The sequence below is a fragment of the Devosia salina genome, assembly GCF_019504385.1.
GTDB classification, from domain to species: domain Bacteria; phylum Pseudomonadota; class Alphaproteobacteria; order Rhizobiales; family Devosiaceae; genus Devosia; species Devosia salina.
The window spans coordinates 2,804,368-2,830,265 of the sequence record NZ_CP080590.1; the positions used below are offsets into that span (position 1 = coordinate 2,804,368).

The following is a 25,898-nucleotide window of genomic DNA, read 5'->3' on the forward strand; positions in this document are numbered from 1 at the left end:
GAGGGACCGAGGGTGGGGGTTCCGGCCAATCCACTTACCGGTGCATCCAAACTGAGAGCGCGCTTGAACACCCACCCCTAATCCCTCCCCTCAGGAGGAATGGGAACACAGAAAACCCATCGGCTCCAACTGGACGCCGACCGACGGAGCACATCCATGCCCGCCACCATTCTTGTGGTTGAAGACGAAGGCGATATCGCCATCCTGCTGCGCTACAATCTGGAGGCCGAAGGCTTCCGCGTGGTCACTGCCGAAAGCGGCGACGAGGCCCAGCACGCCATTGCCGAAAAGCTGCCTGACCTGATCCTGCTCGACTGGATGCTGCCCGAAATCTCGGGCATCGAGCTCTGTCGGCGCCTCCGCGCCCGCGAGGAAACCGCCCGCGTGCCGATCATCATGCTCACCGCCCGCGGCGAGGAAGAGGAGCGCGTGCGCGGCCTTTCGACTGGAGCTGACGACTATGTCGTGAAGCCCTTCTCGGTGCCCGAACTGGTCGCCCGCATCCATGCCCTGCTGCGCCGCGCCAATCCCAATCTGGTCACCGCCGCCCTAAAGGTTGGCGACCTTGAACTCGACCGCACCACCCATCGCGTGCGTCGGGCCAATCGCGACGTGCATCTGGGCCCCACCGAATACCGCCTGCTCGAATATCTCATGCGCCACCCAGGCCGGGTCTATTCGCGCGAGCAACTGCTCGATGGCGTCTGGGGCAATGATGTCTATGTCGACGAGCGCACCGTGGACGTCCATATCGGCCGCCTCCGCCGCGCCATCAACCGCGGCAAGGAAACCGATCCCATCCGCACCGTTCGCGGCGCCGGCTACGCCTTCGACGAGCGGTTTGCGGCCAACGCCTGAACTGGTCAACCAAACCTATGCGCGCGAGGGCAGAAGAGTCTGCCGGTCTGTTCCGATACAGATATCCATGCTGTAGGCGTCCGGCTCGGCGGGCTCCCGCTCCGAACGAAACACCATGAATGTCGGGCTGGTTTCCGGCGACAGGCCCGCAGCCAGGCGCCAGGCGCGGAAACGGTCGAAGGTGTCTCCCAGCCCGCTGCGGTTTCCGCGATGCTCCATGATCGCCACCGGCGTGGGCGGCACCTCGCGGATCATGACGTCCGTGTGGTCAAAGATGATTTGCATGATTTTGCTCCTTGCAGTGTCCAGCGGCCCGAAGGCCGACAGCCACGCCTCCCAGTCGGGAGACTTGCGGAACGCGGACGGTGTTTGCCCCAGCCTTTGCCGAAAGGCGCGGGCAAAGGCGTCGGGCGCTTCGTAACCGGCATCCATCGCGATGTCGGTGACACTCTGTGCGTCCTTGATCATCAGCTCCTGCGCAGCGCGCTTCATGCGCGCCAGTTGCACATATCGATGCAGCGGCACCCCGAAGATCGCCGTGAACTGGCGATGGAAATGAAACTTCGAGAAAGCCGCAACCCTGCTCAGGGTTTCGAGGTCGGGCGCTTCCTCGAGATGCCGGTCGATATGGTCCAGCACCCGTCGCATCCGGGCTTGATAGTCTTCAAGAGCAGTCGTCATCGTCTCTCGTTCCGTGGCGACCCCATCTAGACCCCACCTGGACCGGCGCGCTCGACCGATCTTGCGGTTTTGATCCGGAAACGAAAAGCAGCATTCGAGTTCAAGCCTTGGGGCATGGACCTGTGTATGCCCTGCCCTTGATGTCCCGGGCCTTTCCCGGTCGCAGCCCGACCAGCACGCGCCCGAACCGGGCGCCACAAAACCCACTTGCGCTGAAAGGCACTTCGTGATGATGTACTTCGGAAAAGCTTTTCCGAACCGACCGCGACCGTTTCGGCATACTGTGGCAACACCCCAGGAAAAGCATTTCCGGATGCGAAGATGACCCAGGATGACACCAACACCCGCCCCACCCTGCGCGACGTGGCCCGCCACGCCGGTGTCAGCCTCGGCACGGCCTCCAAGGCGTTGAACAAGGCCGGCACCCTGCGCCAGGAAACGCGCGAAAAGGTCCTCTCTGCCGCCCGCGAACTGGGTTTTCGCCCCAACGATCTGGCCCAGGCCCTGCATCGCGGCCAGAGTTTCACCGTCGGCCTCATCTCCAATGACAGTTTCGGTCGCTTCACCATGCCGATCATGGAGGGGCTCGAAACCGTTCTGCACGAAGCCGGCATCGCCCTGTTCATGTGCAACGCCACCGACGATCCGGAACGCGAGAAGCGCCACATCGACCAATTGCTGGGCAAGCGCGTCGACGGGCTGGTCTTCACCGGCCGCCGGGCCGACCGCCGTCCGGCACCCGGATTGTCGCTGGGGGGCCTGCCGACCCTCTATGTCTTTTCCCAGGGTGATGAGCCCGGCGCGCCCTGCCTGCTGCCGGACGATGAGGGGGGCGCCCGTCTCGCCACCGAACATCTGGTGTCCCTGGGTCGAAATCGCATCGCTCATGTGTCGGGCCCCGAGGATTTCGAGGCCGTGCGCCTGCGCCGCCGCGGCTATGAGGCCGCTGTCCCAACGCTCGACCCGGACCTTGTCCTGCACGGCCCCTGGTCGGAAGCCTGGGGACGCGAGGCCGGCGCCAGGCTCCTTGCCCTGCCCCGGAAGCCCGACGCCATCTTTGCCGGCAACGACCAGATTGCCCGCGGCATCGTCGAGGCCCTGCGCGAACGGCAGGTTGGCATCCCCGACGACATTGCCATTGCCGGCTTCGACAACTGGACCGTCATGGCCGAGGCAACCCGCCCGCCGCTGACCAGCGTCGACATGAATCTCAAGACCCTTGGCGAAGAAGCCGGTCACCGCCTGATCCGCATGATCAAGGGGGAGAAACTGACCGGCACCACGCGCCTGCCCTGCACACTGGTGCCCCGCGCCAGCACCCAACCAACCGCGTAACACGGCCAGCAAGGCCCGGAGGAGACCCATGCGCAGCTATTCACCCGTCGATTTCACCCACGTCAGCCTTACCGGCCCTTTCTGGGCCGAGCGGCTCGAAACCGTGCTGACGCGCACCGTGCCCAGCCAGTATCGCAAGCTGGAAGAGAGCGGCATTCTTGAATCTCTGGAACTCAAGGATCCGCCACCACCGCTGCGCATTCCGCGCATTGGCGGGCCCGATGGCCACACCCATCAGGTTTTCTGGGATTCAGACATCGGCAAGTGGATCGAGGCAGCCGGCTATGCCCTGCGCCATCGCCGCGACCCCGATCTGGAGGCCAAGGTCGATGCGATTGTCGACCAGCTCGAAGCCGCGCAGATGGCCGATGGCTATCTCAACCTCTGGTATCAGGGCCATGAGATCGAAAAGCGCTGGACCAATCTGCGCGACCGCCACGAACTCTACAATGCCGGCCACCTGCTCGAAGGCGCCATCGCCTACTATCAGGCCACCGGCAAGCGCAAGCTGCTCGACGTCTTGGAGCGCTATCTCGACCATATCCGCACCACCTTCGGCACCGGGCCTGGCCAGAAGCGCGGCTATCCCGGCCACCAGGAGATCGAGCTGGCCCTGGTCAAGCTCTATCGCCTCACCGGAGAGCGCAAGCAGCTCGACCTGGCTGCCTATTTCATCGATCAGCGCGGGGCCGAACCGCATTACTTCGACGAGGAGGCGGTGGCCCGGGGCGACGATCCCAAGGCCTACCATTTCTATGCCAATGGCAATTACCAGTACGCGCAGGCCCACAAGCCGGTGCGCGAGCAGGACAAGGTCGTCGGACACGCCGTCAGGGCCATGTACATGTATTCGGCCATGGCGGACCTTGCTGCCGAGCTGGACGACGACAGTCTGCGCCACGCCTGCGAAATGTTGTGGAAGGATGTCACCACCACCCGCATGTATGTGACTGGCGGTTTCGGACCCTCGGCCTCCAATGAAGGGTTCACCACCGACTACGACCTGCCCAACGACACCGCCTATTGCGAGACCTGCGCCTCCATCGCCTTCGTATTCTGGGCCCAGCGCATGCTCAATCTCGACCTCGACGGGCACTATGCCGAACTGATGGAACTGGCCCTATACAACGGCACCCTCTCGGGCCTGAGCCGCGATGGCGAGCTCTATTTCTACGAGAACAAGCTCGAGAGCGACGGTTCGCACCGCCGCTGGCCCTGGCACCCCTGCCCCTGCTGCACCATGAATGTGTCGCGCCTGGTCGCCTCGGTGGGCGGCTATTTCTACTCCGTTGGCCCGGACGCCATTGCCATCAATCTCTATGGCGGCAACAGCGCCGATCTCGAGCTTGACGGTCGTCGGATCCGCATCGTTGAGGAATCGCTCTACCCGCTCTCGGGCAAGGTGCGCGTCAGCGTCCATCCCGACGGGCATGGGCCGTTCACCCTCAGGCTGCGCATCCCCGACTGGGCCACGGACGCCATGGCCAATCTCAATGGCAATCCGGTCGATGTGCCCGGCCAGACCGAGAAAGGCTATCTCACCATCACCCGTGACTGGATCGATGGCGATGTCATCGACCTCGACCTGCCCATGCCGCCGCGCCGCATCTATGCCAATCCGAAGGTGAAGATGGACCGCCATCGCACCGCCCTGGCGCGCGGTCCGTTGGTGTACTGCGCCGAGCAGGTCGACAACGAAACGCCGATTGCGGATCTGCTTCTGCCCCGCACTGCAGAACTGGTGGAACAGATGCGGCCCGATCTGTTCGGCGGCGTCGTCACCCTGACGACGAAGGCAGAGACCATTGCCCGCGACGATTGGGGGCCCGATCTCTATCGCACGGCCCCGCCAACGCCCGCTCCGACCACGCTCACCGCCATTCCCTATTATCTCTGGGCCAACCGGGAGCCGGGCGCGATGCAGGTGTGGATCCGGGAGTCCTGAGCACAAAAAAGGCGGGGCAATGCCCCGCCTCTCTCGAATTCAGTCGCTGCCTCAACCAGCAGCGGTATAGGCCGTCTTGACCACGGTGAAGAACTCGGCCGCATACTTGCCCTGCTCGCGCGGGCCGTAGGACGAGCCCTTCCGCCCGCCGAACGGCACGTGGAAATCAACGCCTGCCGTCGGCACATTGACCATCACCATGCCCGCCTCGGCATTGCGCTTGAAATGCGTCGCATATTTCAGCGAAGTGGTGACGATACCGGCCGAGAGACCGAACTCGGTGTCATTGGCCGTGGCGAGCGCCTCCTCATAGTCCTTGACCTTGATCACCGCGGCCACCGGCCCGAAGATTTCCTCCCGGGCAATGCGCATCTGGTTGGTGGCGCCCACGAACAGCGCCGGCTGCAGGAAGTGACCTTCGGTCGGCGCATTGACGCGGTTGCCGCCGGCGCGCAGCTCGGCGCCTTCGTTCCGGCCAATGTCGATATAGTCCATGTCCTGCTTGAGCTGGCTGGGATCAACCACCGGGCCAATCTCGGTGTCCTTGGCCAAGGCGTCGCCCACGCGCAGGTTCTTGGTCCGCTCACAGAGAGCATCGACGAAGGCGTCATGAATGCCCTCGGTCACGATCACCCGGCTCGAGGCCGTGCAGCGCTGCCCGGTCGAGAAGAAGGCCGATTGCGCCACGCTTTCGACGGCCACCTTGAGATCGGCATCATCGAGCACGATGGTCGGGTTCTTGCCGCCCATTTCGAGCTGGAACTTGCGGCCAACCTCGATGGAAGCAGCAGCGACGCGCTTGCCGGTGCCCACCGAGCCGGTGAAGGTGATGGCGTTGACGTCCTTGCTGTCCAGCATGGTCTGGCCCACCACCGAGCCCTTGCCCATCACCAGGTTCAACACGCCCTTGGGCAGGCCGGCGCGCACCAGAATATCGACGATCGCCCAGGTCGAGCCCGGCACCAGATCGGCCGGCTTGACCACCACCGTGTTGCCATAGGCCAGGGCCGGGGCGATCTTCCAGGCCGGGATGGCGATGGGGAAGTTCCACGGCGTGATGATGCCGATGACGCCGATCGGCTCGCGGGTGATCTCGACGCCCACGCCCGGGCGCACCGACGGCAGCACCTCGCCGGCAAGGCGCAGCACTTCACCGGCAAAGAAGTCGAAGATCTGCGCGGCGCGGGTCACCTCGCCAATGCCCTCGGGCAGCGTCTTGCCCTCTTCGCGGCTGAGCAGTTCGCCCAGCTCCTGCTTGCGCGCCAGGATTTCCTGGCTCGTCTTGGAGAGGATCGCATGGCGCTCGAGAATCCCCGAGCGCGACCAGGCCGGGAACGCCGCCTTGGCAGCGGCGATGGCCTGCCTGGTTTCCTCGACAGTGGCGCGCGCATAGACGCCCACCACTTCATTGATATTGGACGGGTTGATGTTCTCGACCCCATCCGAGCCGACCCATTCGCCGTCGATCAGGTTCTTGTGCAGTTCGGTCATGGAAAGGCCTTTCGGTTGGTGCGCTGAAGCGGGAGGAACAGCGCGAAACTAGAGGAGGTTGGCGCGTGCAAGGTCGCGCAGCAAATGGCTTGTGCCATAGGTCCAGGGCGGACATTTGGTGGAGAGGTTGACGACATTGGTCAGCTTGCCGAGGCTGGGTGTCGAAATGGAGACACGATCGCCCAGCTTGTGGGTGAAACCCTTGCCGGCGCCATCACGATCCTTCACCGGTGCGAACATGGTGCCCAGATAGAGCACCAGTCCGTCGGGATATTGATGGTGCGCCCCGACCGTGGCGGCAACCAGCGATTCCGGCGTCCGCGAGATCTGCGCCATGTTCGACTGCCCCTCGAGCACGAAGCCATCGGTGCCCTCCACCCGCAGCGCGATCTCGGCCTGCTTGATGGTCTCGAGCGAGAAATCGCCGTCGAACAACCGCACGAACGGCCCCAGCGAGGCTGAGGCATTATTGTCCTTGGCCTTGCCCAGCAGCAGCGCCGAGCGTCCCTCGACGTCGCGCAGATTGACGTCATTGCCCAGCGTGGCGCCGATGATCTCGCCCTTGCTGGTCACCAGCAGCGCCACTTCCGGTTCGGGATTGTTCCAGCTCGAAATCGGATGCAGCCCCACTTCGGCGCCATGGCCCACCGCGCTCATCGGCTGGCCCTTGGTGAAGATTTCCGCATCCGGGCCGATGCCGACTTCCAGATACTGGCTCCACACGCCCTTCTCGATCAGTGCCGCCTTGACCTTCATGGCCGCGTCCGAACCGGGCACGAGCTGTGAAAGATCGGTGCCGATCAGCTCGAGGATTTCGCTGCGCAGCGCGTCGGCACGCGAAATATCGCCCCGCGCCTGCTCTTCGATGACCCGCTCGAGCAGCGACACCACGAAGGTCACCCCCGATGCCTTGATGGCCTGCAGGTCAATGGGAGCCAGGAGGCGCGGCAGCGTCTCGACCTGCCGTCCGGCGACCGCATTATCCAGGATCGCGCCGATCTCGCCGACCGCGCGGCCAGGTGCCGTGCGCACATGCTCGGCCGCGTGCCCGCTTTCGGCAATATCGCGCACGGTGGCCATGCCGCGGGCCGTGATATCGACCAGTTGCCCCTCGCGCACCGTGACAATGCGCGGATGATCAAAACCGGGCACCCAGGCCCGCCCCAAAAGCACGCCTTCGGGTATTTCGTTCACGCTCATGGCTGGCCCCCTGACAAGTTAGAACCGTGACTAGCCCAGGCCGCGGGCCATGCGCAAGCAAACATGCATATAAGTCATACTTTTTACCAATGCCACCCCCGCCCCGCCCGTTCAACTCCGGTTCATCTGCGCCGCAATACTGACGCATTGGCCCGGGACACGTTGGTCCCGGCAGATACTCAAGGAGTTTTCCATGCGTGCCCTCAGCGTCCTCGTTCCCTTCGCCCTGATCGCCACCGCACTTCCGGCCTATGCCGGCACCATCGCCATTGAGGGGCGCGGCGAAGTGCGCGCGGCGCCCGACATGGCCACGATCAATTCCGGTGTCACCACCCAGGGCGCCACCGCCCGCGAAGCGCTCGACGCCAATACCGCCGCCATGTCCGAGCTGATCGCCGCCCTCAAGGCCGCCGGCATCGAGGCGCGCGACATCCAGACCTCAGGCTTCTCGGTCAATCCCAACTATGTCTATTCGGACGCCCGCGATGATCTGGGTTATTCGCTGCCACCCAGGATCAACGGCTACCAGGTATCCAACACGGTTACCGTGGTGGTGCGCGATCTCGAGGATCTGGGCGCCATTCTCGACAAGTCCGTCACCGTCGGCGCCAACACGGTCAATGGCGTCAGCTTCTCTGTCGCGGACCCGTCCGAGCTGCTCGACGAAGCGCGCAAGGCCGCCTTTGCCGACGCCCGCCACAAGGCTGACCTCTATGCCGGTGTCGCCGGCGCAACACTGGGCGAACTGCAGTCAATTTCCGAGCAGCAGAGCTTTGATTCGCCCCAGCCCTACCCCATGTACGCACGAGCAGAGATGTCGGCCGCGGCCGATGTGCCGGTGGAAGCGGGCGAAATGAGCTTCGCCATCACCGTCAACGTGTCGTGGGATTTGAACAACAGCGCCGACTAATCCGTGCACAAACACGGCTTTGCCATGTTTCCGTCAAACCCAGGCGGCCAATCGCGCGTTGTGTTTCATCAGGGGCAAGTTGAGTCTTCGACCTGCCCTTGAGTTACCCGATCCCCTCTTTGAGGGGGCTTGGGCGGTGGGGGCGGTTCCACCGTAGTCACTCCGTCCCCACCAACTTCGCCCCGGCCGCGACGCGGCAGAAACCTTCCGGTGGAAGGTTTCTAGGGGCGAAGGCCATGAGACTTCGATCCGTACCGGAGGGACGATCTCGCCAGTGGCGAGATCGGAGGTGAGAAGGCCACGAGACCTATGGTCGAGTGGCAGCTCGAATGGCATGCACCGGCGGCTGAGTGCTCCCTACCCCGCCAGCACCTTCCACAGCATGTTCAGCCCCACCGCCACCAGAAACACCGCGAACACATATTTCAGCGTCTTCTGGTCCATGCGATGCGCCAGGGCCGCCCCCCAGGGCGCGCAGATGGCCGCCAGTACGCCCACCAGCGCCAGCGCCAGCAGGTTGATATAGCCCACGCTGAGCGGCGGCAGGTTCTCCACGCCCCATCCCGAGATCACGAAGCCGGCCGTCCCCGACAGGGCGATGGCGACACCGATGGCCGCCGACGTGCCGACGGCCTTGTGCATGCTCTGCCCGAAGGCCACCAGCGTCGGCACCGTCAGCGAGCCGCCGCCAATGCCCATCAGCGAGGAGATATAGCCCACAATGAAAGCCGAGACCCGGTGGGTGGGCGCCGAGCCGCTGAGATGCCCCATCAGGCGTGTCTGGAAAGCAAAGATGATATTGGCCGCGATCACGAAGGCCATCACGGCAAAGATGATGCGCAGCACGTCTCCCGAATACCAGCCCGCCATCAGCCCGCCGATGAAGGTGCCCGCGACGATGAAAGGTGCCCAGAGCTTGAGCACGGCCACATCCAGCGCCCCGCGCTTGTGGTGCGCCCGGGCGCTCATGATCCCGGTCGGGATGATGATGGCGAGCGACGTGCCCACCGCCACGTGCTGGACCACTTCGGCATCATAGCCCATCAGCAACAGGGCGTTGGAGAGAGCCGGCACGATCACCGCGCCACCGCCAATGCCCAGTAGGCCCGCTGCGACGCCAGACACCACGCCGGTGGCCATCAGTCCCAGTACGAATGGCCAATAGCCCACCAGCGTGCCCCAATCCATGTTCATTCTCCGATGATGTGAAACACGAGCTCGCGCCGGTGCGGGCGCCTGCGATGCTCGAAAAGATAAAGTCCCTGCCAGGTGCCCAGCACCGGCCGGCCCTGGTTGACGGGAATGCCGATCGACGTCTGCGTCAGCGCTGCCTTGATATGGGCGGGCATGTCGTCCGGTCCCTCGGTGGTGTGCACCAGCCAGTCCATGCCCTCGGGGACGAGGCGTTGGAAGAACCCGTCGAGATCGGTCTGCACATCCGGGTCGGCATTCTCCTGGATCAGCAGCGAACAGGACGTGTGCCGCACAAAGGCCGTCACCAGCCCGGTCTGGATTCCCGCGCCGCTGACAAAATTGCGCAAGGCGGAACTGACCTCATAGAGACCGGGCCCCCGCGTCGAAACAACCACGCTGTCGATGGCTTGCTGCATGCCCACCGGCCTAGCATGTCCGCGCCTCCGGCGGAAAGTCGCTGGTGGGCGGTTCCGTCCAGCCTGCCGCATTGGCGCCGCAATGCTCACATCCTGCTGGCAATAAGTGCGGCGGCGGAACCCGTCGCTTGCCCCCGCGTTCTGGGCATTGCGGGGCCCGACGGACCCATCCATGGCCGGACAGGACTGTTCATACAGCGTTCAGCTACGGCCCACGATGCTCGACGGGAAGTGTTTCAAACACAAAAGGATAAGAACAATGCGCCTCAAAACCTGGCTCCTGACCGGAACCAGCATCGGCCTGCTGGCCCTTGCGCCCATCGCCGCCAATGCCCAGGACGCCGAACTGCAAACGGCCTACCAGGCCTATCTCGAAGCCCAGGCATCGGGCGATGCCGCAGCGCTTGAAACCGCCCAGACCAGCCTGACCGAGCTGTGCATCGTGGGGGGCTATACGAGCCTGGAAGAATGTCTGGCCGCGCTTGAAGCTGCCGCCGCTGCCCCGCCTGCCGCCGAGGAACCGGCAGCTGAAGAGCCGGCTGTCGCCCCGGACGAGGCCGCCCCGGCGGAAGAACCGGCACCGGCCATTGAAGAACCTGCTCCGGCCGAAGAACCGGCCGCGGAAGCGCCGGCTGCCGAGGAGCCCGCTGCTGAACAGCCCGCCGCCGAGGAACCGGTCGCTGAAGAACCCGTGGCTGAAGAACCCGCCATGGAACCCGAACCGGCCGCCGAGGAAATGCCCGCTGCCGAACAGCCAGCAGCTGAACAGCCGGTGGCAGAAGAACCTGTGGCAGAAGAGCCCGTGGCAGAGGACCCCATGGCAGAGGAGCCGGCCGCGCAGGCCGAACAGCCCGCCGAGGACGCTGCCCAGACCGATATCGAGGCCCAGCTTGCGGCTGAGGTTGATGCCTACAACGCCGCCGTTGCCGACCTGTCCGCCGGCGATGCCGACGCACAGGCCCGGATTGACGCGGCACTGGCTGAAATCACGGCCATCTGCGGCACGCTCGGCTACACCGACAACCAGACCTGCGTGGCCGATTTCGGCCTGACCCTGTCGCCGCTGCCCGAGGCTGCGCCGACCGAGGAACAGCCTGCTGTCCCGGCACCGGGCGACGAGCAGCCGGCCCCGGTCGAGGAAACCACGTCTGATGGCCAGCCGGCCGAAATGGTCGAGGACCTGCCCGAAGGCGTGACCGAGGACCAGATCGCGCCCGTGCTCGACAGCGCCAAGGATGAGGAAGCCGCGCCTTCCGAAAGCGCCCAGCCCGTCGAGGGCGAAGCGGCCGTAGAGGCAGAGGCGGAGGCAGCACAGGCTGACGCCGAACCTGCTACTCAGGCTGAAGAGCCTGCTGCCCCGCCGCCGGCCAGTGACGAAGAGGCCCAGGCCGAAATGATCCAGACCATGGCCGCCGAGCCAATGGCTGCGGTCACCGCGGAGGAAGGCACGGCCGTCACGGCCGAGGAAAGCACGACCGTCAACCAGACGATCGTCAACAACTACGTCACCAACATCACCAACAACGTGACGGGCGACAACAACACGGTAACCACGGGTGTCCAGCAGACGCCGGTGACTGTCGTCGAAGCGCCGGTCGTGGAGAGCGATCCCGGCGAAGCGTTCACGCAACTGATCCTGCAGGTCGGGACCCAGCTGTTCGTCAACTCGGTCGGCCTCGACACCGATCGCTTCTATAACCCGCAGGAAGACGAGATCTACTATGAGCGCCTCAGCAATGATCGGATCCGCGAGGTAATCACGCGTCCGGACGGCACACAGATTATCACCGTGCGCAATCGCAACGGCGATATCCTGCGCCGCTCGCGCATCACGCCCGATGGCCGCGAATATGTGCTCGCCTATTTTGACGACCGTTACTATGACGAACTCGCCGAGTGGCGCGACCCGGCCGCCGACCTGCCACCGCTGCGCCTCAACATTCCTGTTCGCGAATATGTGCTGGATGCCAGCTATGCCGACGAGCAGGAACTGGAGGTCTTCTTCAGCCAGCCACCGGTGGAACGCGTTGCGCGTCTCTATTCGATCGACGAGGTGAAGCGTTCGGCTCGCCTGCGTGACAGTGTCCGTCGTCTCGAAGTGGGCAACCTCACCTTCGACACCGGCGCCGCCACCATCGGTCGTGACCAGGTGCGGGCCCTCTCCGGCGTCGCCAACGCCATGCTGGCGCTGCTCGAACGCAACCCCAACGAGACCTTCCTGATCGAAGGCCATACCGATGCGGTTGGTTCGGACATCTCCAACCTGCGCCTGTCGGACCTGCGTGCAGCCACCGTGGCCCGCGTGCTGACCGACTTCTACGGCGTTCCGCCCGAGAACCTGGCCACCCAGGGCTATGGCGAGCGCTATCTCAAGATCCGCACCGAGGCGGCCGAGCGTGAGAATCGTCGCGTCACCATCCGCCGGATCACCCCGCTGATTACGGTCACCTCCCGCTAGGCCGGCCAGAAATCCAGCCACCAGTCACGAAAGGCCGGGCAGTTTGCCCGGCCTTTTTCGCGTCCGCTATCCTGTTCCCCGCCCCCGGGAACACGAAATCTTGAAATTGCCACAATGATTCGTGCCCCAGCACGCCCCAGAACCATCCGCAACCTATTGGCATCGCACAGTTTATCACGCCAGAACGCAATTTTATCGAGCAGTTCACAACTCCGGGAACTCGGCGCTCTGGCCGGCGTTTATTTGCCAGCGTTGAAACATAGGAGCAAATGATGGCTACCCCCGAACGCGATACTGTCTACACCCGTGACGGCAACCGCACCGTCTACACTCGTGAGAGCAACGGCACCGGCTGGTTCGTCGGTATCATCGTTGCCTTGGCCCTGCTGGCCATCGGCTATCTGGTCTTCTCGGCCAATTCCGGCCCGTCGACCACTGTCGATGTCAATGGCGCCCCTGCTGTTGAAACCCCGGCGACCGATCCGGCCATGGCTCCGGCCCCGATGACCGAGGCACCCGCCGTGGAAACCGCTCCGGCCACTGACGCCGCCCCGATGACCGAGGCTGCTCCGGCCGCCCCGGCTGATGCTCCGGCAGAGGCTGCGCCTGCCGAGACCGCCCCGGCCGCTGAACCTGCTGCGCCCGCCAACTAATCGGCGCAGCACCTAAGGGTACTGGCCCCTCCCTCCAGAACCCGATGGCCCCGGCATTGCCGGGGCCGCTTTTTTGTGACGGCCCGTGACATCTTGTTCACCCCGGTTGTGAAACGGATTGAACATCCCCATCTGCCCAGAAAAGCCAAGGGAGACGACATGTTCAACATCGACCAGATCCTCAAGACCCTGCAGACCGACCAGAACGCTCAGCGCACCGCCATGACCGGCGCAGCGGGCTTGGCTGCCGGCATGCTTCTAGCGGGCGGCAAGCCCGGCAAGCTGCTTGGCAACGCCGTCAAGGTCGGCGCCATGGCCGCTGTCGGCGGGCTCGCCTACAAGGCCTGGCAAACCTATCAGCAGGGCCAGTCCGGGCAGGGCCAGCCGCCGGCCGCCCGCGAAGACGCCTTCATCCCGGCCCCCGACAGTGCTGCTCAGGAAGAACTGGGCAAGACGCTGGTGCGGGCGATGATAGCGGCAGCCAAGGCCGATGGGCGGATCGATGCCGAGGAAAAGGAAGCGATCTTCGAGAAGCTCAAGACAATGCCGCTCTCGACCGAGGAAAAGGCGTGGGTGTTCGACGAACTCTCCACCCCACTCGACATCAATGCCGTGGTTGCGCGCGCCGATACGCCCGAACACGCTGCCGAAATCTATGCGGCCTCGCTGGTCGCCATCAGTGCCGATACCGCCTCCGAACAGGCCTATCTCGAAGCCCTGGCCATCAAGCTCAAGCTTGATCCGGCCCTGGTTGCCGAAATCCACCGCCAGGCCGGCGAAAAGGCACCTCAGCCAGCCGCCGCCCCGCCCTCACCCTGGGCCTATACCCCAGACCAGAGCAACGTCTGACCTGGAGCGGCCGCGCTCTAGCCGCGGCCGCGATAGGGTGGCACGCCCTGATCGGGCAGCCAGACATCGGCCGGCGGCGCACCGGACTGCCAGAACACGTCGATGGGGATGCCGCCGCGCGGATACCAATAGCCGCCGATGCGCAACCACCGCGGCTTGACCGTCTCGATGATCCGCTTGGCGATGTCGATGGTGCAGCCCTCGTGGAACGCCCCGTGATTGCGGAACGAGGTCAGGTAGAGCTTGAGCGACTTGCTCTCGACCAGGAACTGGTCCGGCACATAGTCGATCACCAGATGGGCGAAATCGGGCTGCCCGGTCACGGGACACAGCGAGGTGAATTCTGGCGCCACATAGCGGGCGACATAGTTCACATCAGGATGCGGGTTGGGCACCGGGTCGAGCACAGCATCCTCGGGGCGCTGCGGAACCCCGACATCCTTGCCCAGCTGTAGCGTTTCGGCATCCATGGCGCTACTTGCCGCTTCGCTTGATCGACTTGATCGCAAGGGGTGGCACACCTGATTTTTCCGAGATGGCGCGGTCCTGCTCCATAATGGCAGTGCGCGCCGGCTCATCTCCGTCGAGCCCGCCGAGCAGATTGGCATCGACCTTGCGGTTGGAACGCTGCGAGCCGTCTTCATAGACGACGTCGAACATGACGAATTCGGTGCGGGCGGTCGGTTTCTTGGCCATTTCTGGCATCCTTTCAAACAGGAAACCGCGAGCCGGGACGGCTCGCGGTCGTCAATTGCGCAGTTGGAGAAGGGGCCTAGCGGTAGATCTGCTCGCCCTGCTCGTCGATGATCTGCCGGCCTTTCATCAGGGCCAGAGCCACCAGGTCCTCGCGTGAACTCATGCGCTCCGCGCGGATGAAGCGGTAGCTCTTGAGCTCGCCGCCAATGTCCTTCTCGATGAGACCCGCAAGTTGCAGTTCACCGCCCGCCTTCATTTCGATGGCCTTGATCGTGAAGCCTTTGTAGCCCTCTTCGCCCATCACCTTGTCGCCCTGCGGCTCGGGCGCCTCGGAACCGCCTCCAAAAAGCTTCTTGAAGAACGACATGACGGGCCTCCTTACGATCGTGTCCTGCGGGCGGGTCGTGGTCGCTCCAGCTCGCCCCGCTTGTCCATCTCCTCCTGCAACCAAAGCGGGGAGATGTCAAAATAGTTCGGCCAAATCGGCTTGCCGTTGACCAGGTCGACCTTGGCGAAATAGGCGCGGTCGCGCAAGGGTTCGGTCCCCTCGCCCCGCTCGGCCAGCATCGGGGCGGCGTTGAACGTGCCCCAGGTGCCGTCCGAAAAAGTCACGACCAGCTTGAACGGGATGGCCGTGCGCAGGGAGGTGAGCGTGAGACGGGGAGCCGCCATCGGGCAGCTCCTTAATTGTCCAGGAAGCTCCTGAGTTTCCTCGACCGGCTCGGATGCTTGAGCTTGCGCAGCGCCTTGGCCTCGATCTGACGAATACGCTCGCGCGTCACCGAGAATTGCTGGCCCACTTCTTCCAGCGTGTGGTCGGTGTTCATGCCGATACCGAAACGCATGCGCAGCACACGCTCTTCACGCGGGGTCAGCGAGGCCAGCACGCGGGTTGTGGTCTCGCGCAGGTTCGATTGGATCGCCGCGTCGATCGGCTGGATCGCGTTCACGTCCTGGATGAAATCGCCCAGGTTCGAATCTTCCTCGTCGCCGATCGGCGTCTCGAGGCTGATCGGCTCCTTGGCGATCTTGAGGACCTTGCGCACCTTGTCGAGCGGCATCTGCAGCTTTTCGGAAAGCTCTTCCGGCGTCGGCTCGCGGCCGATCTCGTGCAGCATCTGGCGGCTTGTGCGGACGATCTTGTTGATCGTCTCGATCATGTGCACCGGAATACGGATGGTGCGCGCCTGGTCGGCGATCGAGCGGGTAATCGCCTGGCGAATCCACCAGGTCGCATAGGTCGAGAACTTGTAGCCGCGGCGATACTCGAATTTGTCGACCGCCTTCATCAGGCCGATATTGCCTTCCTGGATCAGGTCGAGGAACTGCAGGCCGCGGTTGGTGTACTTCTTTGCAATCGAGATCACCAGGCGAAGGTTGGCTTCCACCATTTCCTTCTTGGCGATGGCCGCCTCGCGCTCACCCTTCTGCACCTTGTGCACGATGCGGCGATATTCCCCGATATCGAGGCCCGCTTCAGTGGCGATGGTCGCGATGTCATTGCGGATTTCGGCAATGGTGTCGGTCTCGCGGCGGGCAAATTCCGCCCAGCCCTTGCCTTCAAAGCTCTCCAGCGACCATTCCCAGCTCGGGTCCAGTTCGCGGCCATAATAGTTTTCGAGGAAGGCTTCACGCTTGACGCCATAGCTTTCGGCCAGGCGCAGCAGGCGCCCTTCGAGACGCACCAGGCGCTTGTTGATGTCGTAGAGCTGCTCCACCAGGCTTTCGATACGACCGGCATTGAGCGAAAGCGACTTCACGTCCGCGATGACTTCGGTGCGCAGCGCGGCCAGCCTGCTGGTCTCGGCCTCCGAGACCGTGGCGGTGCGGTCCTCGGCATGCCGATCCTGCATCTCGCGCATCTGGCCATAGGCATCGGCGATGCGATCGAAAGTCTCCACCACCTGCGGCTTGAGTTCGGCTTCCATGGCCGAAAGCGACAGGGCATTGTCGAATTCGTCGTCGTCGTCCTCGACCGGGTCCTGTGGGGCCTCCGGCTCCTCGGGGACATACTCGTCGTCATCGCCCGACGAGGCGCGCTTGGGGGCGGCCTTGGGCTTTTCCTTGGCCGGCTCGGGCTCCGGCTTGGGCGCAACCTGCACCTCGGGCGCCGCCTGCTTGGCGTCGGGACCGGCATAGGTCGCTTCGAGGTCGATGATGTCGCGCAGCAGGATCTCGCCCTGGGCCAGCTGTTCGCGCCAGATGATGATGGCCTGGAAGGTCAGCGGGCTCTCGCACAGCCCCTCGATCATGGTCTCGCGGCCGGCCTCGATGCGCTTGGCGATGGCGATTTCGCCCTCGCGGCTGAGCAGTTCCACCGAGCCCATTTCGCGCAGATACATGCGCACCGGATCATCGGTGCGGTCAGAACCTGACTTGGTATTGGAGGTATTGGCGACGGCCGTGCCGGTCGAGGTGGCGACTTCGGTGCCGCTATCATCCTCGTCCTTTTCGACCTCGGTCTCCTCGACCTCGTCCTCGTCAACGACATTGATGCCCATTTCCGAGAACATGGACATGAAGTCCTCGATCTGCTCGGAACTCACCTCATCGGACGGCAGGACGGCGTTGAGCTCTTCATAGGTCACATAGCCGCGTTTTTTGGCGACCTTGATCAGCTTTTTGACGGCCGCATCGTTCTGGTCGATCAACGGGCTGTCGTTGGAGGTCTCCGGTGCGCCGGTTTCGGGCTTCTCGGTTTCCTTTGAGGCTTTGTTCGCTGCCTTGGTGGCCATCTGGTACTCCTCGGGACCCACGGGGCGAGTGGTCCCGGCTGTGTCATAGGTGGTGACAACTCAAGACAAGGTAAAGGTTGGTTCACCGGAGCGTTAACGCGCCGAGCGAAAAAGTCCGCCTTCGGGGATCGTGGCAGGTGATTCGCCACAACGCAAAATCGCGCATCGTCGCCAGCCCTTCGGGTTTCCCCTCAAAAACTGCGAGTTGCGCGTCCCGATAGCGAACCAAATCCTTCGATCAATGCCTCTGTGCCATCGACAGTGGTAATCTGGTTCTTGATGTCCCGCAGCCTTTCAAAGGTTTCTTCGCTCGGGTCTTCGCCCAGCGCGGCTTCGGCTGCCTTGAGTTCCCTATTTAGCTGAACTTTCTTGTTATGCAAGGCCAGTGCATGGCTTAATCCGGTTTCCGCGTCCACCAGCGCCGTTTCCGGGCCAACCTGCCACACCCCTTGCCGGGTCAGTGTCTCCGTCATGCGATCGAGGGCCGGGCCATGGCCCCGCGCGCCCAGCGCCGCGCGCAAATCGTCGGCGGAAATATCGTGATGGCGTACCGCCAGCGCCAGGATATCGCCCAGCACCTTCTGGGCCACGGGTGTTTCGCAGTCGAGCGCTGCCAGCGCCTCGAAATGGTCCTCCACCAGCGCCGGATGATTGACCAGCGTCAGGATGATGGCGGCTTCGCGTGGCGATGCATCGGCCACGGCGCCCGAGCGCAGCAGCCGCGAATTGCGCAGTGTGTCCGAGACCACCAGGCGCGGTGTTCCCCGCGCCGGATAGCCATAGGCGCCGCTCTGCCCATAGGCCGGCTTGCCGCCGCCGCGCTGCCAGTTGTCGCGCCCGCCCTGTCGCAGCGGCGCAAAGAACGCCTTCAGCTTTTCGTCGAACGCCTGCTGGTAGTGGAAGCGCACCGTTGCGTCCTGGATGCCGTTGGCCCGTTCGCGCAACCGCGCCTGCAGGGCCGCCCGCTCCTCGGGCGCCTCGGGCACCAGCCCCCCGGTCTCGAAACTCCACACCATGTCCGAAAGGCTGCGGGCCTTGTCGATGACTTCGGCAAAGGCGCCGCGGCCCTGCGCCTTGATAAGGTCATCCGGGTCCTGCCCCTCGGGCAGCGTCGCTATCCTGACGCTCTTGCCGGGCTTGAGATGCGGCAGGATCAGGTCCGCCGCGCGCTCTGCGGCCTTGAGACCTGCCTTGTCGCCGTCAAAACACAGAATGGGATTGTCGCTCATGCGCCAGAGCAGTTGCACATGCTCCTCCGTCAGCGCCGTGCCCAGCGGCGCCACCGTACCCTCGAACCCGGCCGACACCGCCGCGATCACATCGAGATAGCCTTCTACCACCACGACGCTGGCGCCCTCCCGCGCTGCGGTCTTGGCGGTGAAGCCGTTGTAAAGCGTCTGCCGCTTGGAAAAGAGCTGCGTCTCGGGCGAATTGAGATATTTGGCCGGCACATCGGCACTCATCGCCCGGCCGCCAAAGGCAATCACCCGCCCCCGGAAATCGGTGATCGGGAACATCACCCGGTTGCGAAACCGGTCATAGGTAAGCGGGTCGTCGTCGCGACTGGTGACGAGGCCGGTGTCGATCATAGCCTGCGCCGACACCCCATTGGCCGCCAGATGCTCCTTGAGCCCATTGCGGCTGTCCGGCGCAAAGCCGATGCGGAACCGCGCCTGGCTGGCAGGCGACACGCCACGCTCGAACAGATAGCCCCGGGCTCGTGCCCCGATATTATGGGCCAGCGCCGCCTCGAAATATTTCGTCGCCAGTTCCATGACGTCGATCAGCGTCCGCTGCGCCGCTTCGCGCTTCTCGCTGCGTTCGTCCCGCGCCGGCATGGGCACGCCCGCCATGCCTGCCAGCTTTTCCACCGCCTCCGGAAAGCTCATCCCGGCCTTTTCGGTGAGAAACCGGAAATGATCGCCCGTGGCGCCACAGCCAAAGCAGTGATAGATGCCCCGCCGGTCGTCGGCATGAAAACTCGGGCTCTTTTCGGCATGAAAGGGGCAACAGGCCCACATGTCGCCCTTGCCCGGCTGGGATTTGCGCTTGTCCCAGAGCACGTGTTCGCCCACCACCTGCGTGATCGGCAGGCGTTGACGGATCTCGTCCAGGAACTGATCGGAAAAGCGCATGCTATGCTATCTAGGCGTTCGCTGCGCCCAAGTCACCTAAAGAGAGTTTTCCACAGCCATGCCCAAGACCAAGATGCCGGTCCCGATCCTGCTGGCCCTGACCGTCGGCCCGGCGCTCATGATTGGCTCCACGCTCTGGGTGGTCAACGATCTCGTCCCTGCCTGCACTATCACCGAGGCCCAGCGCCTCACATCACCCGACGACCAGTTTGATCTGGTGACGTTCTCGCGCAGCTGCGGCGATACGCCGGCCAATGTTCAGGCTGCGCTGGTGCCGCCCGGGGAGGCAGTCCCCTTCGATGCCGCCAGCTTCGTTTCCGTGGCCGCCGCAGCCGACCTAGCGCCCGCCTGGAACGCCGATGGGTCCATCGGCATCACCCTGCCCAAGGACGCCGAAATCCTACGGCAAGACCCGAACGTGGCCGGGATAGCCGTCTCCTATCGCTAACGCGAAAAACTTCGAGAAATCGTGGTCAGTCGCCTTTTCCAGGTCTGATCGACAGGAAATCCCCCAAAGACCCCGCTGCACGTGAGCCGGCGCCGCCTCGCTCCTCGCGCCCTGTGACATGTCCAGAGTCAGCCTGGTGCTCACTGTCACGCAGGGCGGCGACCTGCCGATGCGGGACCACATGTATGAGCGGCCCCGGATCAGCGATGCGATCACGCTACTCCCGTCCTGACCGGCCTGCTCAGGCCCTGCTGGCCTGGTAGAGACGCCAGGCCCAGCCGAACAGGCCGATCGCAAACACGATCAGCAGGATGCCGCCGATCACCACGCCGATGGAGGCGCTGAGCAGGGGAAAGATCAGGAAGATCAAGCCGAGCAGCACATAGGAAACGCCCGAAAGCACGACCGGCCAGATGCGTGCATAACTTTCGCGCTCCCGCACGATCACCACGATCTGCATGCCGCCCACGAAGATGGCCGCCAGCCCCACCATTGTGGACATGAAGGTCACCGTGAACACCGTCGCCAGCATGGGGCTGATCAGGATGACAATGCCCAGGATGAGCGAGGCGGCATTGGCCACCACGTCGAACCAGTAGTTGCCCGATTTGCCGCCCCCGAAGGTGAGGCTCCAAAGCCCCAGCGCCCCGTCGATGAGCAGCAGCACGCCGCCGAACAGCACCAGCACCGCCAGCGCCTCCAGCGGCCAGATCACCGCATAGAGCCCTGCCAGCAGCATCAGCAGGCCGCGTAGCGCGGTCGCCGCCGCAAAGCGTTTCCTGGTTTGAGACGAAACCGTCATTTCCAACCCTCCTAGCGGCATGCCGCTTCCCGATCCACGAGCCGAGCCTAGCGCGACCCGCGGAGTCGCCCAAGCCCGATCGACAATGCCGATCCACTATAGTTTTTCTATAAAGCAGCAGGCAAATTGTGGATTGTCCTGCGCCACCCTGCATGGAAGAGCTTTCAAGCTCTTCCCGAACGAAATCACCGCCATGTCCCTGCCCCTGTTCGCCCTCTTCCTGGCCGCTTTTGCCTTCGGCACAGCCGAATTCGTCATTGCCGGCGTCTTGCCCGATGTCGCGCTGGGGCTCGGCGTCTCCATTCCGGTCGCCGGCTATCTGGTGTCGGGCTATGCAATCGGCATTGCGCTGGGCGGCCCGCTGCTGGCCGTGCTGACAAAGAAGATGAACCGCAAGCTGCTCGTTCTGCTGCTCGGCATCGGCTTCACCTTCGGTCAGGCCCTGTGTGCCATTGCGCCGAATTTCGAGCTGCTGCTGGCCGCCCGCATCTTTGTCTCGATCCTGCACGGCACCTATTTCGGCATCGCCTTCGTCATTGCCACCAGCATTGTCCCTGCCGACCGGCGCGGCCTTGCCATGGCGCTGATCCTGTCGGGCCTGACCGTCTCCAACGTGCTCGGGGTGCCCGGCGGCACGGCCATCGGCACGGCTTTGGGCTGGCGCGCCACCTTCTGGGCCGTTGGCCTTCTGGGGCTGATTGCCGCGCTGGTGATCGCGGCCGTGCTGCCGCGCCACGCCGGCGCCTCGGCCAGTCAGGGCAGTTTCCGGCGCGAATTCTCGGCTTTGGGGCGCCAGCAGGTCTTTCTCGGCTTCGCCATCGCCATTCTGGTCATGATCGGGCAATACAGCCTCTTCACCTATATCGCGCCGCTGCTGCTCACCGTCACCGGGCTCGAAACCGGAGCCGTACCCGTCGTCCTGCTCCTCTATGGCGTGGGCGCCACCATCGGCGTCTTCGTCGGCGGCCGGCTGGCCGACTGGCGACTGATGCCGTCGCTGATCGCCATTCTCTGCATCCAGGCAATGCTGTTTGGCGGACTCTATCTCCTTGCCCCCTACCCGATCCCGATGTCCATCGCGATTGGCCTCTGGGGTGGCGCAACCTTTGCCTTCGGCTCTCCACTGCAGTCGCGCATGCTGCTCTGGGCCGCCGACGCCCCCAACCTGACATCGGCACTCATCCCGGCAGGGTTCAACTTCGGCATTGCCGTGGGCGCCGTGCTCGGAGCCGCCATGATCGATGCCGGCCTGGGCTATCGCACCCTGCCGCTGATCGGGGCTGTAGCACTGATCCTCGCTGCCGCCATCGCGGCCGGATCCGGCCTTTGGGAGCGTCGTGCCCGGATGGCCCCGCCACTGCCGGCAGGGGTTGCCGCACAATAGAGCGATTGCGGTAAGATTTCGCACACCATCGGCGCAATTGCCGGGATCGGCGTAACGATCCTTTGGCCGAATCCACGCTATGAGGGCGCTTCGTCATGGCCGGGGTTCGGCCAAGGATCACACTTCAATGATCGACAACGCGTCGCTGCTCATCGGCATCGCCTTTTCCGGCGCCTCCCTGGTATTGGCGCTCCTGATAGGCTGGCTGAATGCCCGCACCGAGACCTATCTGATCCATGGCGCCCTCGGCATTGGCCTCATCGTCATGGCGCTGACCGCGCTTGGCCTGCGCAATGGCAGCTATGCCCTCGCCAACCAGCTGGTTCCCTTTTCGGTCATGCTGGCCGGCTTCGCATTCATCCTCTCCGGGTCGCGCCTGTTCAACGGCAGGTCCCCGCTTCAGGCCCTCTGGGTGGCAATGGCGGCTATCCCCCTGACCGCGCTGCCACTGATTCTCGGCCTCTCGGGCACCGGCACCATCATGCTCAATCTGGGCGCAGCAGTGTTCATGCTGCTGTGCGGGTGGGAATACTGGCGGTCCCGCGCCGAATTGCGCATGGCCATGCTCGCCAACGCCACGCTCTACAGCTTGGTATCTGCCTCCTTCCTGGCCTGCGCCGTGGTGCTTCTGGTTCAGCGCGAATGGGTCATCGACGGACCGCCTGACAACCTGGCCGAAGACATTAACTCCATCCTGTCCCTGGTCGGGCTCACCGGCATCGGCGCCATCACCCTGACCATGCATCACGCCCGCGCCGCCCGCCGCCATCACCTGGAAGCCAATACCGATGCCCTGACCGGGGTGCTCAACCGGCGCGCCTTGTTCCAGCGCTTCGGCGAAGACGATCCCGCCACCGGCCTGGCCGTGATCATGTTCGACCTGGATTATTTCAAGCAGATCAACGACAGCCAGGGACACGCCCAGGGCGACCTGGTGCTGCAGCAATTCGCCGATGTGCTGCGCCAGGAACTCCGTCACAGCGACGTCATTGCCCGGCTGGGCGGCGAGGAATTCTGCGCCATTCTCCCCGGCCGCGACCGGGACGCAGCCAGGTCCCTTGCCGAGAGGGTTCGCCAGGCCTTTGCCCGCCTGCAGCTGCCCATCGACGGCAAGGGGCAAGTCGCCACCGTCAGCGCTGGCATGGCGACCGGCGGCGTCCAGGAAACCTTCTCATCGGTCCTCAGCCGCGCCGATGCGGCCCTCTACAAGGCCAAGGAGGCCGGGCGCAACCGCGTCCATGTCGCGCCCTTCCGTCTGGTTGCCTGAACCCGCGACGGTCCGGCTCAGGCGCTGAGCGCCGCGCGCACCTGGCCGCTGGCCTTGCCGAAATCGATTCGCCCCGGATAGTCGGCCTTGAGCTGGGCAATGACCTTGCCCATGTCCTTGGGCCCCTCCGCGCCAGTGGCCGTGATCGACGCTGCGATGGCCGCCGCGACCTCTTCATCGCTCAGGCCCTTGGGCAGGAACTCGTTGAGGATGTCGATCTCTTCCTTTTCCACGGTCGCCAGGTCCGCTCGGCCTGCCTGGGCATAGATGGCGAAACTCTCTTCGCGCTGCTTCACCATCTTCTGGATCATGGCCAGGATTTCGTCATTGGTGGCCGGGCCCTTGCCCTCGCCGCGATTGGCGATATCGCGGTCCTTGATCGCCGAATTGATCGATCGCAACGTCGCGGTGCGCCGCTGGTCACGGGCCTTGAGCGCCAGTTTGAGGCCTTCGCTGATGTCTTCGCGCATGTCCGTTCCGGCTCCTTGATGCAAAAATTGTTGTCCCCATATAGGCAACAAACGCGGGTTTCGCCACTTGCGCTGCCCGCTTCGGCCTTCTATGGAGAGGCCTCAACCGACATCTTCGCCGCACACGTGGGCAGGCCCTTCGCCACCGCTCTCGTCGCGCGCGCCCGATAAACCGAGCTTGGAGACCCAAAGTGACCGGCTGGCAACAGACCCCCGCGACCGCAGTTCTGATCCTGGCAGATGGCACGCGCCTGGAGGGCCATGGGCTTGGCGCGGTTGGCCACGCCGCCGGCGAGGTTTGCTTCAACACCGCCATGACCGGCTACCAGGAAGTGCTGACCGATCCGTCCTATGCCGGGCAGATCATCACCTTCACCTTCCCCCATATCGGCAATGTCGGCACCAATGACGAGGACATCGAGACGGTGAACATGGCCGCCCTCTCGGGCGTCCGCGGCGTCGTGCTCAAGGCCGACATCACCAACCCGTCCAATTACCGCGCCGCCGAAAAGCTCGATGCCTGGCTCAAGAAGCGCAACATCGTGGGCATTGCCGGCATCGACACCCGCGCCCTGACCGCCCGCATCCGCGAAAACGGCATGCCCAATGGCGTCATCGCCCATGAACCGACCGGCGTCTTCGACGAAGGCTCGATCATGGCCGAGCTCAAGGCCTTCCCCGGGCTCGAAGGTCTCGACCTCGCCAAGGAAGTCACCACCGCCCAGACCTATCACTGGGATCAGACGAGCTGGCAGTGGAACAAGGGCTACGGCACGCTCGAAAATCCCGAATTCCACGTGGTCGCCATCGACTACGGCGCCAAGCGCAATATCCTGCGCTGCCTCGCCGATCAGGGTGCCAAGGTGACCGTCGTGCCCGCCACCGCCTCGGCCGCCGATGTGCTGGCGCACAACCCCGACGCCATCTTCCTGTCCAATGGCCCCGGCGATCCGGCCGCCACCGGCAAATATGCCGTTCCCACCATCCAGAAGCTGATGGAAACCGGCAAGCCCATGTTCGGCATCTGCCTGGGGCACCAGTTGATGGGTCTGGCCCTTGGCGGCACCACCTCCAAGATGCACCAGGGCCATCACGGCGCCAATCACCCGGTCAAGGACCTGACCACGGGCAAGGTCGAGATTACCTCGATGAACCACGGCTTTGCCGTGGACGCCGAAAGCCTGCCCGCCGGCGTCACCCAGACCCATGTCTCGCTGTTCGACGGTTCCAATGCGGGTCTGGCGGTCGATGGCAAGCCGATCTTTTCGGTGCAGTACCATCCGGAGGCCAGCCCCGGCCCCAAGGACAGCCATTACCTCTTTACGCGCTTCCTCAATCTGGTGCGCAAGCAGAAGGGGCAGGCCGAAAAGCCCGAATATGTCGCCCCCGGCGCCGCCGCCTGATCAAACGACCGCAAGACCCCGGCCTCCCGCCGGGGTTTTTCTTATCCCCACTTCTCGATGACCGGCCCGCCCTGTCCGCCGACAGGATCGGTCTTGGGCAATGGCACCTGCGCGATGCGCTTGTCGGCCCCGGGCCGCTCGCCCGCCTCGCCCCGCATCTGGTCCGGACTGCAGCCGGGTGGATAGGCGCCCACCACCAGGAAGTCGGGGCTGGAGCCCACATTCTTGTGACCAGTGCCAGCCGGCAGGACGATCACATCGCCCGCGCCGACCTCGAACACGCGCCCCTGCGGCCCGCCCAGTTGCAGCCGCGCCGTCCCCTGGACCACGCCCAGGCACTCATGCGTGTTGGAATGATAGTGGTGATAGTCATAAACGCCCCAGCGCCAGGCGCTCGGCCAGCCATTGCCGTCAAACAGCGCCTCCATTGCCTCCGCCGAAACCTCTTCGCCCGCAATCGCCTGCCGATAGATCACGACGGGCAGCACATTGTTCGGAATGCTGCCATCATCGGCAAAGTGCTCGAGCGAAATGGCGCTGATATTTCCGGGCATGGCGATCTCCTCGT

24 protein-coding genes and 1 pseudogene are annotated in these 25,898 nt (G+C 64.2%); 11 read left to right on the top strand and 14 right to left on the bottom strand.

From position 1 onward, the window contains the following. Positions 1–156: 156 nt before the first annotated feature. A complete protein-coding gene (phoB, locus tag K1X15_RS13710; RefSeq protein ID WP_220304176.1) occupies positions 157–858 on the top strand; it encodes a phosphate regulon transcriptional regulator PhoB in 702 nt (233 codons plus the stop codon). Positions 859–900: 42 nt separating this feature from the next. Here the strand turns inward: phoB and K1X15_RS13715 are convergent. Then, positions 901–1,539, bottom strand: a pseudogene (locus K1X15_RS13715) (AraC family transcriptional regulator); the annotation flags it as partial. Between the two features lie 321 nt (positions 1,540–1,860). Between K1X15_RS13715 and K1X15_RS13720 the strand changes: the two are divergent. Beyond that, entirely contained in the window at positions 1,861–2,874 is a 1,014-nt protein-coding gene (locus K1X15_RS13720) for a LacI family DNA-binding transcriptional regulator (RefSeq protein ID WP_220304178.1), read from the top strand. A gap of 28 nt (positions 2,875–2,902) precedes the next feature. Further along, on the top strand, positions 2,903–4,819 hold the full coding sequence (locus tag K1X15_RS13725) for a glycoside hydrolase family 127 protein (RefSeq protein ID WP_220304179.1): 1,917 nt from the start codon (positions 2,903–2,905) through the stop codon (positions 4,817–4,819). Between the two features lie 51 nt (positions 4,820–4,870). On the opposite strand, the gene K1X15_RS13730 is transcribed toward K1X15_RS13725, so the two are convergent. Both K1X15_RS13730 and K1X15_RS13735 read right to left on the bottom strand, forming a co-directional pair. Further along, positions 4,871–6,310 carry an aldehyde dehydrogenase family protein gene (locus K1X15_RS13730; protein WP_220304180.1) on the bottom strand — a complete coding sequence of 480 codons (1,440 nt, stop codon included), beginning with the start codon at positions 6,308–6,310 and terminating at the stop codon, positions 4,871–4,873. Between the two features lie 48 nt (positions 6,311–6,358). Next, the gene (locus tag K1X15_RS13735) at positions 6,359–7,510 is read right to left on the bottom strand and encodes a fumarylacetoacetate hydrolase family protein (protein WP_220304181.1); all 1,152 of its coding nucleotides are present in this window, start codon (positions 7,508–7,510) and stop codon (positions 6,359–6,361) included. A 193-nt stretch (positions 7,511–7,703) separates the two neighbouring features. Between K1X15_RS13735 and K1X15_RS13740 the strand changes: the two genes are divergently transcribed. Beyond that, on the top strand, positions 7,704–8,420 hold the full coding sequence (locus K1X15_RS13740) for an SIMPL domain-containing protein (RefSeq protein ID WP_220304182.1): 717 nt from the start codon (positions 7,704–7,706) through the stop codon (positions 8,418–8,420). 357 nt (positions 8,421–8,777) lie between these two features. On the opposite strand, the gene K1X15_RS13745 is transcribed toward K1X15_RS13740, so the two are convergent. Beyond that, on the bottom strand, positions 8,778–9,608 hold the full coding sequence (locus tag K1X15_RS13745) for a sulfite exporter TauE/SafE family protein (RefSeq protein ID WP_220304183.1): 831 nt from the start codon (positions 9,606–9,608) through the stop codon (positions 8,778–8,780). A gap of 2 nt (positions 9,609–9,610) precedes the next feature. After that, positions 9,611–10,030, bottom strand: a complete 420-nt coding sequence (locus K1X15_RS13750) for a secondary thiamine-phosphate synthase enzyme YjbQ (RefSeq protein WP_220304184.1) — start codon at positions 10,028–10,030, stop codon at positions 9,611–9,613. 259 nt (positions 10,031–10,289) lie between these two features. On the opposite strand from K1X15_RS13750, the gene K1X15_RS13755 reads away from it, so the two are divergent. The 3 genes from K1X15_RS13755 (at position 10,290) to K1X15_RS13765 (ending at position 13,990) form a co-directional block, all read left to right on the top strand. Then, complete coding sequence (locus tag K1X15_RS13755; RefSeq protein ID WP_220304185.1) at positions 10,290–12,488, top strand: OmpA family protein; 2,199 nt, start codon at positions 10,290–10,292, stop codon at positions 12,486–12,488. Between the two features lie 272 nt (positions 12,489–12,760). Continuing rightward, complete coding sequence (locus tag K1X15_RS13760) at positions 12,761–13,141, top strand: hypothetical protein (protein ID WP_220304186.1); 381 nt, start codon at positions 12,761–12,763, stop codon at positions 13,139–13,141. A 159-nt stretch (positions 13,142–13,300) separates the two neighbouring features. Continuing rightward, positions 13,301–13,990 carry a tellurite resistance TerB family protein gene (locus tag K1X15_RS13765; RefSeq protein WP_220304187.1) on the top strand — a complete coding sequence of 230 codons (690 nt, stop codon included), beginning with the start codon at positions 13,301–13,303 and terminating at the stop codon, positions 13,988–13,990. Positions 13,991–14,007: 17 nt separating this feature from the next. Here K1X15_RS13765 and queF read toward each other — a convergent pair whose 3' ends face one another. From queF to dnaG, 6 genes are all read right to left on the bottom strand, one after another. Beyond that, a complete protein-coding gene (gene queF, locus K1X15_RS13770; RefSeq protein ID WP_220304188.1) occupies positions 14,008–14,460 on the bottom strand; it encodes a preQ(1) synthase in 453 nt (150 codons plus the stop codon). A gap of 4 nt (positions 14,461–14,464) precedes the next feature. Beyond that, on the bottom strand, positions 14,465–14,686 hold the full coding sequence (locus K1X15_RS13775) for a hypothetical protein (RefSeq protein WP_220304189.1): 222 nt from the start codon (positions 14,684–14,686) through the stop codon (positions 14,465–14,467). Between the two features lie 76 nt (positions 14,687–14,762). Continuing rightward, positions 14,763–15,053 carry an HlyU family transcriptional regulator gene (locus tag K1X15_RS13780; RefSeq protein WP_220304190.1) on the bottom strand — a complete coding sequence of 97 codons (291 nt, stop codon included), beginning with the start codon at positions 15,051–15,053 and terminating at the stop codon, positions 14,763–14,765. 11 nt (positions 15,054–15,064) lie between these two features. After that, on the bottom strand, positions 15,065–15,358 hold the full coding sequence (locus tag K1X15_RS13785; protein WP_220304191.1) for a DUF2442 domain-containing protein: 294 nt from the start codon (positions 15,356–15,358) through the stop codon (positions 15,065–15,067). Positions 15,359–15,369: 11 nt separating this feature from the next. Continuing rightward, complete coding sequence (gene rpoD, locus K1X15_RS13790; protein ID WP_220304192.1) at positions 15,370–17,421, bottom strand: RNA polymerase sigma factor RpoD; 2,052 nt, start codon at positions 17,419–17,421, stop codon at positions 15,370–15,372. Positions 17,422–17,612: 191 nt separating this feature from the next. After that, complete coding sequence (dnaG, locus tag K1X15_RS13795) at positions 17,613–19,556, bottom strand: DNA primase (RefSeq protein WP_220304193.1); 1,944 nt, start codon at positions 19,554–19,556, stop codon at positions 17,613–17,615. A gap of 58 nt (positions 19,557–19,614) precedes the next feature. Here dnaG and K1X15_RS13800 point away from each other — a divergent pair, with 58 nt between their 5' ends. Further along, positions 19,615–20,004: a hypothetical protein gene (locus tag K1X15_RS13800; RefSeq protein WP_220304194.1), complete on the top strand. Its 390-nt coding sequence runs from the start codon at positions 19,615–19,617 to the stop codon at positions 20,002–20,004. Positions 20,005–20,245: 241 nt separating this feature from the next. Here the strand turns inward: K1X15_RS13800 and K1X15_RS13805 are convergent, their stop codons facing one another. Then, complete coding sequence (locus tag K1X15_RS13805; RefSeq protein ID WP_220304195.1) at positions 20,246–20,806, bottom strand: HdeD family acid-resistance protein; 561 nt, start codon at positions 20,804–20,806, stop codon at positions 20,246–20,248. A 193-nt stretch (positions 20,807–20,999) separates the two neighbouring features. Between K1X15_RS13805 and K1X15_RS13810 the strand changes: the two genes are divergently transcribed. After that, complete coding sequence (locus K1X15_RS13810) at positions 21,000–22,190, top strand: MFS transporter (protein ID WP_220304196.1); 1,191 nt, start codon at positions 21,000–21,002, stop codon at positions 22,188–22,190. A 127-nt stretch (positions 22,191–22,317) separates the two neighbouring features. Further along, on the top strand, positions 22,318–23,457 hold the full coding sequence (locus tag K1X15_RS13815; protein ID WP_220304197.1) for a GGDEF domain-containing protein: 1,140 nt from the start codon (positions 22,318–22,320) through the stop codon (positions 23,455–23,457). 17 nt (positions 23,458–23,474) lie between these two features. Here K1X15_RS13815 and K1X15_RS13820 read toward each other — a convergent pair whose 3' ends face one another. Then, entirely contained in the window at positions 23,475–23,927 is a 453-nt protein-coding gene (locus tag K1X15_RS13820) for a GatB/YqeY domain-containing protein (RefSeq protein ID WP_220304198.1), read from the bottom strand. Between the two features lie 191 nt (positions 23,928–24,118). On the opposite strand from K1X15_RS13820, the gene carA reads away from it, so the two are divergent. Continuing rightward, a complete protein-coding gene (carA, locus tag K1X15_RS13825) occupies positions 24,119–25,330 on the top strand; it encodes a glutamine-hydrolyzing carbamoyl-phosphate synthase small subunit (protein ID WP_220304199.1) in 1,212 nt (403 codons plus the stop codon). Positions 25,331–25,371: 41 nt separating this feature from the next. Here carA and K1X15_RS13830 read toward each other — a convergent pair whose 3' ends face one another. After that, positions 25,372–25,884 (bottom strand): cupin domain-containing protein, encoded by a 513-nt coding sequence (locus tag K1X15_RS13830; protein ID WP_220304200.1) that lies wholly within the window; start codon positions 25,882–25,884, stop codon positions 25,372–25,374. Positions 25,885–25,898: the final 14 nt, after the last annotated feature.